General features: G+C 34.9%; 11 protein-coding genes. 5 read left to right on the top strand and 6 right to left on the bottom strand.

The window, feature by feature from the left end; all coding sequences use genetic code 11:
• Positions 1–149 precede the first annotated feature (149 nt).
• Both ABXT67_RS00055 and aceB read right to left on the bottom strand, forming a co-directional pair.
• Positions 150–1,775: an isocitrate lyase gene (locus tag ABXT67_RS00055; protein ID WP_415375253.1), complete on the bottom strand. Its 1,626-nt coding sequence runs from the start codon at positions 1,773–1,775 to the stop codon at positions 150–152.
• Between the two features lie 83 nt (positions 1,776–1,858).
• Entirely contained in the window at positions 1,859–3,454 is a 1,596-nt protein-coding gene (gene aceB / locus ABXT67_RS00050) for a malate synthase A (RefSeq protein WP_415375252.1), read from the bottom strand.
• A gap of 126 nt (positions 3,455–3,580) precedes the next feature.
• Here aceB and ABXT67_RS00045 point away from each other — a divergent pair, with 126 nt between their 5' ends.
• Positions 3,581–5,059 (top strand): helix-turn-helix domain-containing protein, encoded by a 1,479-nt coding sequence (locus tag ABXT67_RS00045; RefSeq protein ID WP_415375251.1) that lies wholly within the window; start codon positions 3,581–3,583, stop codon positions 5,057–5,059.
• 46 nt (positions 5,060–5,105) lie between these two features.
• On the opposite strand, the gene ABXT67_RS00040 is transcribed toward ABXT67_RS00045, so the two are convergent.
• A complete protein-coding gene (locus ABXT67_RS00040) occupies positions 5,106–5,861 on the bottom strand; it encodes a membrane metalloprotease (RefSeq protein ID WP_415375250.1) in 756 nt (251 codons plus the stop codon).
• A gap of 302 nt (positions 5,862–6,163) precedes the next feature.
• Here ABXT67_RS00040 and ABXT67_RS00035 point away from each other — a divergent pair, with 302 nt between their 5' ends.
• Both ABXT67_RS00035 and ABXT67_RS00030 read left to right on the top strand, forming a co-directional pair.
• Positions 6,164–6,310: a hypothetical protein gene (locus ABXT67_RS00035; protein ID WP_415375249.1), complete on the top strand. Its 147-nt coding sequence runs from the start codon at positions 6,164–6,166 to the stop codon at positions 6,308–6,310.
• Between the two features lie 45 nt (positions 6,311–6,355).
• The gene (locus tag ABXT67_RS00030; RefSeq protein WP_415375248.1) at positions 6,356–6,556 is read left to right on the top strand and encodes a hypothetical protein; all 201 of its coding nucleotides are present in this window, start codon (positions 6,356–6,358) and stop codon (positions 6,554–6,556) included.
• Here ABXT67_RS00030 and ABXT67_RS00025 read toward each other — a convergent pair.
• Entirely contained in the window at positions 6,528–7,259 is a 732-nt protein-coding gene (locus tag ABXT67_RS00025) for a class I SAM-dependent methyltransferase (protein WP_415375247.1), read from the bottom strand. The genes ABXT67_RS00030 and ABXT67_RS00025 overlap by 29 nt on opposite strands.
• 59 nt (positions 7,260–7,318) lie before the next feature.
• Here ABXT67_RS00025 and ABXT67_RS00020 point away from each other — a divergent pair, with 59 nt between their 5' ends.
• Positions 7,319–7,822 carry a YkgJ family cysteine cluster protein gene (locus ABXT67_RS00020; RefSeq protein ID WP_415375246.1) on the top strand — a complete coding sequence of 168 codons (504 nt, stop codon included), beginning with the start codon at positions 7,319–7,321 and terminating at the stop codon, positions 7,820–7,822.
• A gap of 11 nt (positions 7,823–7,833) precedes the next feature.
• Here the strand turns inward: ABXT67_RS00020 and ABXT67_RS00015 are convergent, their stop codons facing one another.
• On the bottom strand, positions 7,834–9,165 hold the full coding sequence (locus tag ABXT67_RS00015; RefSeq protein ID WP_415375245.1) for an exo-beta-N-acetylmuramidase NamZ domain-containing protein: 1,332 nt from the start codon (positions 9,163–9,165) through the stop codon (positions 7,834–7,836).
• 9 nt (positions 9,166–9,174) lie between these two features.
• Between ABXT67_RS00015 and ABXT67_RS00010 the strand changes: the two genes are divergently transcribed.
• Complete coding sequence (locus tag ABXT67_RS00010; RefSeq protein WP_415375244.1) at positions 9,175–10,413, top strand: ABC transporter permease; 1,239 nt, start codon at positions 9,175–9,177, stop codon at positions 10,411–10,413.
• A gap of 180 nt (positions 10,414–10,593) precedes the next feature.
• Here the strand turns inward: ABXT67_RS00010 and dnaA are convergent, their stop codons facing one another.
• Complete coding sequence (gene dnaA / locus ABXT67_RS00005) at positions 10,594–12,024, bottom strand: chromosomal replication initiator protein DnaA (protein WP_415375243.1); 1,431 nt, start codon at positions 12,022–12,024, stop codon at positions 10,594–10,596.
• Between the last annotated feature and the right edge of the window lie 100 nt (positions 12,025–12,124).

Here is a 12,124-nt window from a genome sequence, read left to right as displayed (position 1 = left end):
ACACAGCATAATTATGTTTTGTTGGCATTCCTAAAGGTTTGTTTTTGTAGCCATATTTATAAGCACTATTTAAAGAGGTTGTTTAAAATAAGGATATTTGAAAAGGCAACGCGCAAATGCGTTGCCTTTATCAATTCATAAAATAATAATTACCTGTCTAGAACTAGTTCTCTCTCAAGTTCCTCTTTTTTAATTTCAAACTGATTACTTGTGTTGTTTTTGCCTCCAGCCTTTAAAGCTTTGTCTCCAGCAAAAAATGTCTTATGGTCATCACCGAGATCTGAACCTGCCATACGTTGATGTTTTACACAAGAAACGCCTTTTCGAATTTCTTGTCTCTGAACACCTTTTACGTATGCTAACATACCTTCTTCTGCAAAATAACCTTTTGTTAAATCATTCATGTTCAATGCTGTAGTGTGATATGTTGGTAAGGTAATTAAGTGATGGAAAATCCCTGCTTCTCTTGCACCATCTATTTGGAAGGTCCTAATTTTCTCATCAGCCCGATAGCATAATTCTGAATCATCATACTGTGCATCCATTAAGTTATTTCTGTCATAACCAGTCATATTTTCACCTTCTAGAAGCATTTCTTCAAATACTTGATTGCGGAAGTTTAAGGTCCAATTAAAAGATGGCGAATTATTGTAAACTAATTTAGCATTAGGGATTACGTCTTTAACTCTGTTTACCATATGCGCAATTTGCTTCACATTGGGTGTAGGTGTTTCAATCCATAAAAGGTCTGCTCCGTTTTGTAGACTCGTAATACAATCTAATACCACTCTGTCTATATTTGAGCCATCTTTAAATTTATATAATCCATTGGCTAATCTTACAGGACGCACTAGTTTTCCATCTCTTTTAAGAAGCACGTCATCTTCCTTGGCATCATTAATACCTATCTCTTCTGCTTCTACAAAGGCTAAATATTGAGAGGCTAAATCTCCAGGAATTTTACTAACTGGTAATTTTTGGGTTAATCCTGCTCCTTCAGAATCTGTTCTAGCTACAATAATCCCATCGTTAATACCCAGTTCTAAAAAAGCGTATCTAATGGCATTTAATTTAGCAATAAAGTCTTCGTGAGGAACGGTAACTTTTCCATCTTGATGACCACATTGCTTCGCATCAGAAACTTGATTTTCTATTTGAATAGCACAAGCCCCAGCTTGTATCATTTGTTTTGTTAATAGATAAGTAGCCTCTTCGTTGCCAAATCCAGCATCAATATCAGCAATAATTGGAACGATGTGGGTTTCAAAATCATCAATTTGGTCTTGTACATCTTCTCCGTTTTCAAGTCTGTTAAATAAATCATTTAACTCAATAGCATCTGCTTGGCGCAAGAAGTCATAAATTTCTTTTATTAATGATGGAACTGCAGTTTTTTCGTGCATAGATTGATCTGGTAATGGTCCAAATTCTGAGCGTAATGCAGCAACCATCCACCCAGAAAGGTATAAATACTTTTTATTGGTGGTTTTATGATGCTTTTTAACAGCAATCATTTTTTGCTGCGCAACAAAACCGTGCCAGCAGCCTAGAGATTGAGTGTATTTAGAGGAATCTGTATCGTACTCGGCCATATCTTTTCTCATAATGGCTGCAGTATATTTAGCAATATCTAAACCTGTTTTAAAACGATTTTGTGCGACCATTCTAGCGGCACTTTCAGAACGAATTGCATTCCAAGTTTTTCCGTACTTTTCTTTAAGGTCTCTTACAGTTTTTAATGCTGAACAATAATCGCTTTGTTCTAAATTTTTCATAATTTTGTTTTTAATTATTAAGGTTACTCAAATTTTTTTAATTGCGTCTCGTTAACTATTACAGTAGTTGCGAGACATTTTTTTTAGATGTATTGATAGGTGGCTAGTGTTAAAAACTCTTCAAATTGTTTTGAGATCACTAGTTTATTAAAAAGTTCAACAGCCAATTTAAACTTGCCCTTCTTTATGTTTACTTCGCCATATTCGGTGATGATTTTTTCTACTTCATCATCAAATAATTCCATATATAATTCCATATTAAATTTTCTCCCACCTTCGAGTTTCACTTCATTTTTTAACCAATGCCATAGTTGGGTTCTGGAAATTTCAGCAGTTGCGGCATCTTCCATTAAGTTGTAAAGCGCCACTGCTCCTTGTCCTCGCAACCAAGCTTCAGTATATAATAACCCTACATTTATATTTTTTCTAATTCCTTTTTCTGTAACAGTCCCTTTTGGTTGTTCGATCAAATCTGCTTCGCTAATTTGTAATTCAGCGCGTGTAATATGCATTTGATTTGGTGTTGGCATGTGCTTATTAAATTCATTCATAGCTACTTCAACCAGAGCAGGATGCGCTACCCACGTACCATCGTGACCGTTTTTAACTTCTCTTTCTTTGTCTTTTCGTACTTTTTCGAGTGCAATAGAATTGGCTGTTTCGTTATTGTTAATAGGGACTTGCGCTGCCATTCCTCCAATTGCGAGAATTCCTCTTTTATGGCATCTTTGAATTACAAGCTGGGAATATGCATCCATAAATGGAGTGGTCATAGTTACCTGATCACGATTTGGAACTATAAAATTAGGATGGTTTCTAAATTTTTTGAGGTAAGAGAAAATATAATCCCAACGTCCACAATTTAAACCAACAATGTGATCCTTGAGTTCGTAGATAATTTCATCTAATTGATGACTTGCGGTAATGGTTTCAACAAGGACGGTAGCTTTTATTGTGCCTAGCGGCAATTCTAAATACTCTTGTGCAAAAACAAACACCTCATTCCAGAGCCGTGCTTCTAGATAGTGCTCAAGTTTTGGCAGATAAAAGTAAGGCCCTGTATCATTCATGAGCAGTTGCTTTGCATTGTTAAAGAAGTACAATCCAAAATCAACCAAAGAGCCAGATGTTTCCTCATTATTAATTAGGATATGCTTCTCATTTAAATGCCATCCCCTAGGACGCACCAACAAAGTTGCAATCTCCTCATTTAGACGGTATGTGGATTCTTTCGAGGGGTGCTGATAGGAAATGGTTCGATTAACGGCATCACGAAGGTTGATTTGTCCTTCCATAACATTCGCCCAAGTTGGAGAAGTACTGTCCTCTAAATCTGCCATAAATGTTTTAGCACCAGAATTTAAGGCATTGATTATCATTTTTCGAACTGGTGGCCCAGTGATTTCTACACGTCGGTCTTGCAAATCATGAGGGATGTTACCAGCAGTCCAATCCTGTTGTCTTATGTCTTTGGTAGCTTTCGGAAACTTAGGGTGCCTACCTTTATCAAAAAGGCGTTGTTGTTGTACTCTTCTATCCAATAAATCCAATCTAGATTGATTGAATTTTTCATGAAGCGCTGTTAGGAAATCTAGCGCATCATCGGTTAAAATGTCGTTGTAATAGTGATTTACATCATTACTGAAGCTTAATGCATGTTGATTTATAAATAAAGTCATAATAGTTTTCTTTAAAATTCTACAGAACAATATTAAAATAAATAATTCATATAAAAAAACGAACGTTCGCTAAATAATGATATTCGCTAAATATTTATATTCGCAAAAAACCTTATATTTGCTTTTATGGAAGAGGATTATATTAAACTAATATTTGGGTTAAAGCTAAAACAGATAAGGACTGAAAAGAATTTATCTTTATTTGGCTTATCTAAACTCTCAGGGTTGTCAAAGTCATATTTAAATGAAATTGAAAATGGGAAAAAATATCCAAAAACAGATAAAATTGCGATTCTATCAGACAAACTTGAAGTGTCTTATGACCAAATGGTTTCTTTAAAATTAGACAAAAATTTGGCTCCAATTGGGGAATTGTTGCGGTCTAAAATATTAAAGGAGATTCCATTAGAACTTTTTGGAATTAAAGAAAGTAATTTAATTGATATTGTTGCTAACGCACCTGCTAAAGTAAATGCATTTATTAGTACAATTATTGAAATAGCACAAAATTATAATTTTAGTAGGGAGAGTTTTTATCTAGCTTCTGTCCGTTCTTTTCAGGAAGCAAATAAAAATTATTTTGAAGATTTAGAACAAAGTGTTTTAAAATTCGCCGAAGCATATCAAATAGATTTGAATCATACAATTTCTTCCAAAGAATTAGAGGAAATATTGATTGAAGAGTATGGGTATACTTTAAAAGACAATGAATTAAGTAAATACGAAGCTTTAGGGAATTTACGATCTGTGTTTGTGCCAAATACCAGAACTTTATTACTCACAAATGAAATAGATGAAGCGCAACGTACTTTTATCTACGCAAAAGAATTGGCCTATAATTTTCTTGATATAAAAGAACGCTTGTATACTTTTCCTTGGATAAAGTTTGACACGTTTGACCAAGTTTTAAATAACTTTTATGCTTCTTATTTTGCAGGTGCTTTAATTATACCTCACGCTAAAATTAAAGCGCAACTAAATGAAATTTTTGAAAAGCAGACTTTTGATACATCATTATTTTTAAAAGCTATAACATCTTTTAATGCTTCGCCAGAATCTTTTTATCAACGGTTAACTAATATTTTGCCTAAGGGATTTAATATTCAAAACTTGTTTTTCTTAAGATTTACACACAAAGCCGGAAGTGATAAATTTCACCTTAAAAAAGAATTGCATTTGTCGCATCACCATTCGCCACATGCTAACGAAACTAATGAACATTATTGCAGACGTTGGGTGTCTTTAGAGGTTTTAAAAAGTATTAGTAGAGGCAAAAAGAAACATGAATTTGATTTGCAAATTTCGAATTATGAAGATGAGGGCACTAAATACTTAGTGTTTTCCTCTGCAACTAGAGATCCTTTTAAGGAGCATCATTATCGAAGTATTAGTGTTGGTTTGTTGATTAATAGGCAATTACAGCGAAAATTGAATTTTTTAGGAGACCTCAAAATCGCAAATAAAAATGTAGGGGTAACTTGTGAGCGCTGTTTTATTAAAGACTGTAAGGTTAGACAAGCTCCAGCAATTATTTTAGATAAAGTGGCTAAAAACAAAAAGATAGAGCTCATTGTGGAAGAATTAAATGCCAAGTTTCATTCTTAAAAATGTAACAAAGTGTTTGTTCGGATGGTTTTAAAACTTAAAAGTCCTACTTACCACCTTTAGCCTGTAAATCTTCGATACAAAGAGGGTCTAGTTGTGCTACCTGACCACGACGACTTCTTAATCGCTCCATAATTCGGGTTATGTTTAAGGCCTCAAAATACATCAAGCATTCTTCAACAACGCAATGTTTTGCTCGCAATGGATCTTCGTGGGTATCGCCTGGATGAATATCATCATTTTGAATGTTTACCAATCCAAACAAATGTCCAAACTCGTGATTTAGCGTGGTAACTTCTAACAGTGGTAAATTTTCAGGCTCATTTTCAGTAATTTGTTGCAGTGTTCTTTGGTATACTACTAATGATGTGTTTTGATAAGCAGTACCCAATGTTACCGTGGTGCTTGTGTCGTTTATATTGTTTCCGTTAGAAAAGAAAACGTATACTGCTATGTCATCCCCAACGGTATACTCTGTGCGGATATTTTCTTCAATGTCTCTAATTTCTTCAATTGTAAAAGGAGCTCCGGGTTGTTCAGGCACTATATTTTCAACAAACTTAACGCCATCTGTTTTATTTACTCTATTTAATATAAACTCTTGAAAACTATCTAAGGTTTCTTGACTTGGTCTAAAGCCTTGAGAATATACCAATTCTACCGTCAAACTTTTAAAGGTTTCTGAAGACAATAAGTCCTCTGCAGATGTTCCTAGTGCTTTTCGATTTTCTGCTTTTGGATCTTCGGTTACATTATCATCGTCGCTTTTACAAGCGATAATTATCACTAGTAAAATAAACAAATAGGTAATTTTTTTAAGAAAACTCATCGTGGAATTAAATTTGTGTTTTAGCAAACATAACTTTTTAATCGCATTTTGAAATCCCCATTAACATTTTTTATTCAATTTAACACATCGTTTTTGGTTTTTCAATTTTCACCATTTCAAAATAGATTATACTAATGAAACTACGCTTTGTATTTTTAACGCTTTTATGTGTTATTTGTTTTTCAGCTACTGTACAAAATAAATTTTAACAGGAAGTCATTACTTATTTAACGGTAAACGGAACGGTAAAATAATATAACACGGTGTACGATGACATGATTAACGTTTTAAAGCAACAATTTGCCAATGCCAAAGTACCTCAATCTGAATGGGATACATTAGGTAAGGACAAATCTAAATCTGTAAATCAAGTTATAAGAATGTTTGCCTCTGCGTATCGAAAGTATTTTAATGAAGAATAAATTTCGCAAATGTTTGATTTCTAATCAAGTGAAGCAGGCTTGCAAATGAGGTTAGGTCTTGACTCCCTAAATAAAGAACAACGACTCGTTGTGGGTGAATTTTATACAAGCGATCTCTATAAAAAAGTAGACGGCGTAAAGTTGGAATTAACTACCGATGTGTCTCAAATTAGCGAATTTTGGAGTCGCGATCTTTTTAATGCAGCGATGAACAGCCTTACTGCAAAGGGATATTCTCCAAAATAGTAAGTTGCGCGAGATAGTCGAAGTTTTCGCCCTCATACAAGATTTTAAACTTAAAGCCATTATTTTGGGCCATCAATGCAAAGCGTTCTTTGTCTAAGTACAACCAAGGAAATGGTGCGCTTTTTTCATTTTTATAAGCCATAGTGAATTCTAATTCGCCATAATAGCGTTCAGGAGGCACTATAATTCCTTCACCTTCCTCGGTTTCAAAAGTGCCATACATGTATTTTAAGTCGCTAGAGTCTATTAAAATTTGTCCGTCTTTCTTCAATAAAGTTTTTAAATGCTGAAGATAGATTGCAACAAATTCCATTTTTTGGAAAATACCCGTACCATTCATTAATATTAAAATGGTGTGAAAGGTTTCGTTTTTAAAATCCAGTACTGAAGTTTTTCTAGCATTGTTCACACCACGCTGTTTTGCAACGGTAATGGCGCCTTCTGAAATATCAATAGCAGTAACTTGATGTCCTTTTTGCTGAAGGTACAATGCCTGACTTCCAGCACCGCAACCAACATCAAAAACACTGCCTTCACAATATTTCAAGGCAGTTTGTTCTAAAGCTGGCATGGTGTCAAAATCTCTAAACAAATAAGGAAGTGGTAGCGCATCTTCCTCACTTATGTTTGTTTCGGTAGTGATGTCTTCGGTATAGTTTCCGTTTTGATAGTCTTGCAGTGCTTTGCCTAAGATGTCGCTCATTTGTGCATAGTTATTTATGAAATCGAAATTTTAACACCTGTTTTAATTACTTTTGTAGTATGCAAAAACGCTTAGAGTCGCTTCCCAAACGCGCCAAAGATAAACATACCGAACATAAAAAGTTCTTTACGAAGCTGAAGAAAAAAACACCTAAGCATTTGGATACGCTGATGGTGGCATTGCACGAAGCCGAATTTAAAAAAACAGACTGTTTGGAATGTGCCAATTGCTGTAAAACAACTGGACCCCTCTTTACCGATAAAGATATTTCGCGTATTTCAAAACATTTTAGAATTAAAGAACAGGTATTTATTGAGCAATACTTGCAAGTTGATGAGGACAACGATTATGTATTAAAAGAAGTGCCTTGCGCATTTTTAGGTGCGGATAATTATTGTAGTATTTATGATGTTAGACCAAAAGCGTGCAGCGAATTCCCCCATACAAATAGAAAGAGGTTTCAACAAATTTCGAATCTTACTTTAAAAAATGTAGCGGTTTGCCCAGCTGCGTTTTCAATTGTTGAGGAAATGAGAAAGCGAATTGAGTTTGGGAAGAAGTGAGCTTAATAATGCTAGGGGTACAACAAATATTGTTTTCGCATTACATCATACTTTTCTAAGTCTTTCAGCCACGTTTTTCGAATTTCTGGATAGGTATATCCTTGTTCGATTTGCTTTTGTAGTTTTTCGGTCCCGGCTAGTTTTGTAAAGAAATTATTAAAGAATGCTGTTTTCTTTCCGTTGGCAACGTATGCCTCAATAAGCCATTTTAGATTTAATATGTCTAACTGTTTGGTATTCCTAAGATCTTTTCCGTGACATAATTTTTCTTTGAATTTGGGATATTTTGCACCTACGTTTGCTTGCGGAGTAAAGCTGTATTTATAAAATTCTTTAGGTAAACTGGGCGCACCAAATATTTGAAACTGATTATCAGTTCCACGTCCAGCACTAACAATGCTGCCTTCAAAAAAGCAAAGGCTTGGATATAAATTAATAGCGATGTCGTTTGGTAGATTGGGGGATGGTTTTATAGGCAACGAATAGGAAGTTTTGTGGGTGTAGTTCTCCATTTTAATAATAGTCAAATCACATTTTGAGTTATTTTCTAGCCAGCCTTCGCCGTTTATCATTTGAGCATATTCGCCAATAGTCATACCGTGAACTACAGGAACAGGGTGCATTCCTACAAAGCTTTTATGTTGCTTTTCTAAAATGGGTCCGTCTGTATAATGGCCATTTGGATTAGGCCGGTCAAGCACTATCACTGGGATATTCGCTTCGGCACAGGCTTCCATTACATAATGAAGGGTAGAGATATAAGTGTAGAATCGTGCGCCCACATCTTGAATATCAAAGACCATCACTTCGATACCTGCTAATTGTTCTGGACTTGGTTTTTTGTTTTTTCCGTAGAGCGAAATAATTGGAATTCTTGTTTTTGAATCGATACCATCTTTTACCGCCTCGCCAGCATCTGCAGTACCACGAAAACCGTGTTCAGGGGCGAATACTTTGACTACTTGATTGTCGAATTCATAAATAAAATCTACTAAATGAAAATCTACAACGCGTGTTTCATTTGGAGCTGTTAGGGTGTCATTAACAACCGAAGTTTGATTTGCAACAATTCCAACTTTCTTGTCTTTTAGCAATGGCATGTATTTTTGCCATAGGTTCGCAGCTGTTTTTATACCGGTGTTTTTTGAAGTAATGAGCCTTCCAATTTTTGGTTCTTTGATGGAGTCTTTTTGATTGACTTTGCCATTGTCAATAAAATTATCCAATCCATCGTTATATTTTGAATTGGTTTCGCCAAATGTATTTCCGCAGGAAAAACAAATCAAAACCATCCCGATGACTATCGGGATGAAAACTGTATTTTTGAAAAAAGATAATCCCATAGTTTAACTGTGAATTTCGAATTTTTTATCGCCCGTCGCGTTGTTGCTTCTAAGGAGTATAAAAGTAGCATTTCAGCACCAATTATAAAAATTGCTATTGTTGCAATTGCATTGGGCATGATTATGATGTTAATCGCTATTGCTACTGGAGTTGGACTTCAAAAAAAAGTGCGAGAAAAGGTTTCGGCTTTTAATGGTGATATCATTATTACTAATTTTGACACTAATTTCTCAGATGATTCACAGATTCCTATTTCTACTGAACAGGACTTTTATCCAGATTTTAAGCTTTCAGAAAATGTAATTCACATTCAAAAGACAGCGACAAAAACTGCTGTGATAAGAACCGAAACAGATTTTGAAGGGGTTATCGTCAAAGGAGTTGGTTCGGATTATAATTGGCAGTATTTCGAAGATTTTTTAGTAGAAGGAAAATTGCCCGACTACCAAACCAAGGCAATGAGTAACGAGATTTTGTTGTCTGAGTATTTTGCTAACAGGTTGCAATTGGCTTTAGGAGATAAAGTCTTGGCCTATTTTTTTGAGGAACAAAGTCAAAAGGCACCGCGTACTCGTGCCTTTACAATTTCTGGAATTTATAATAGTGGCTTTCAGCAATTTGATGCACAGTTTATAATTGCAGATCTCAGACACATACAGCGACTCAACAAATGGGAGCCCAGCGAAATTGGAGCTTTTGAGTTATTTGTAGATGACTTTGATAATATTGATGCAATTAATAATACGATTTATAATAACGTTGGCAGCACCTTGGATACGCAGACCATACGAGGTAAATTTTATTCTATTTTTGAATGGTTGGATTTATTTGATTTTAATATTGGGCTCATTATAGTAATGATGATCGTGGTTGCTGGATTTAATATGATAACGGCTTTGTTAGTCCTTATTCTGGAGCGGACTAAAATGATTGGTGTTTTAAAAGCATTGGGGAGTAATGATTGGAGTGTCAGAAAGATTTTTATCTACAATGCAATGTATTTAGTAGGCGTTGGGTTGTTTTGGGGAAACCTTATTGGAATAGGGTTGCTCATTTTGCAACAACAATTTAACTTGTTTCCTTTAAATCCAGATACTTATTATGTGGATCAAGCTCCCGTGTATTTGCACTGGTCGTATGTTTTAGCACTAAACGCAGGGACCTTCGTGTTATGTTTTATTATTTTATTGATTCCTAGTTATATCATTTCAAAGATTTCTCCAGTGCGCGCCATTCGATTTGAGTGATAAACAATTTATATCTTAATTAAGTGACATACTCATAATAACGCTCAAGGGAGGAATCCATATTTAAAGTACATAGCGCAAAGTTATATAACCAAAAAAGTCTCGTTTTAAACGAGACTTTTTTGGTTGTATAATATGAATAAAAAACTTGTGGTTTTGGTTGTTATTATTGAGATTTTTCTAAATCGTCAACTTTTTTTGAAGGTCTTCTACATACTTTCTAAACTGCTTATCTGTGCTTGAGAGGTTGTCTACCGTTTTACAGGCGTGCAATACGGTTGCATGGTCACGTTGTCCTATTTGAGATCCAATTGACGCTAATGATGCTTTTGTGAACTTTTTTGCAAAGAACATTGCTAATTGTCTCGCTTGTACGATATGACGTTTTCTGGTTTTAGACTGCAGTGTTTCCACATCCATTTGGAAATAATCACTCACTACTTTTTGAATGTAGTCTATAGAAACTTCACGTTTAGTGTGTTTCACATAATTGTCTACAATCTTTTTAGCAAGATCGATTGTTATTTCCTTTTTGTTGAAAGAAGAGTGTGCAATCAAGGATATGATAGCGCCTTCTAATTCACGAATGTTAGTTTTTATGTTGTTCGCTAAAAATTCCACAATATCATCTGGCATTTCAACACCATCACGATATAGTTTGTTTTTAATGATAGCAACACGCGTTTCGTAATCCGGATGATTGAGCTCTGCCGAAAGTCCCCATTTGAAACGGGAGAGTAAGCGCTGCTCAATGTCGATCATATCTACGGGTGCTTTATCGCTGGTTAAAATTACCTGCTTTCCATTTTGGTGTAAATGATTGAAGATGTGAAAAAATACATCTTGAGTACCTGCTTTACCAGAAAGTAATTGGATGTCGTCCACTATCAAAACATCGATCACTTGATAGAAATGAATAAAGTCGTTGCGATTATTCTTTTTTACACTTTCGCTATATTGTTGAACAAATTTTTCAGCAGATATATAAAGCACTGTTTTTTCAGGATATTTATCCTTTACATCAACACCAATTGCGTGTGCTAAATGGGTTTTTCCTAATCCTACTCCTCCAAAGATAAGTAACGGGTTAAAAGAAGTTCCTCCCGGCTTATTTGCCACTGCAATACCTGCAGAGCGCGCTAGCCTATTTGATTCTCCTTCTAAGTAGTTTTCAAAATTGTAGTTAGGATTTAGTTGTGATTCGATCTTAACGTTACGAATTCCAGGTATTATAAACGGGTTTTTAAGCTCCGGACTCTTGCTCTTTAAGGGAACATTAACATTTTGTGAGGACGTGCTGTTACTTCGATTAGAACTGGGGATGCGTTCAGTAAAAGGTTGTTTGTTTCCGTAGGTGTTTTCCATTCGGATAACATACACCAGTTTTGCAGTAGCACCTAACTCTTTAGTGAGTGCGACTTTTAATAATTTAACATAATGCTCTTCTAGCCATTCATAAAAGAATTTACTGGGCACTTGAATGTTCAATGCATTATCGGTAAGTTTTACTGCTTTGATAGGTTCGAACCATGTTTTATACGCTTGTTGGGTTATATTGTCCTCGATAAACGAAAGGCAATTTGTCCAAACAGTTTCAGCAGTATTAGTCATAGTTTTTGATAAGGAATTTAGATTTATTTTTATTCTAGTTAAAATGAAAAAACGGCTGTTTTATTTCGATATTTTAACAACACAAATATGTGAACAAATA

The sequence above is a fragment of the Patiriisocius sp. Uisw_017 genome (genome assembly GCF_047731265.1).
Lineage (GTDB): Bacteria > Bacteroidota > Bacteroidia > Flavobacteriales > Flavobacteriaceae > Patiriisocius.
This window is presented reverse-complemented; position numbering and strand designations above follow the sequence as displayed.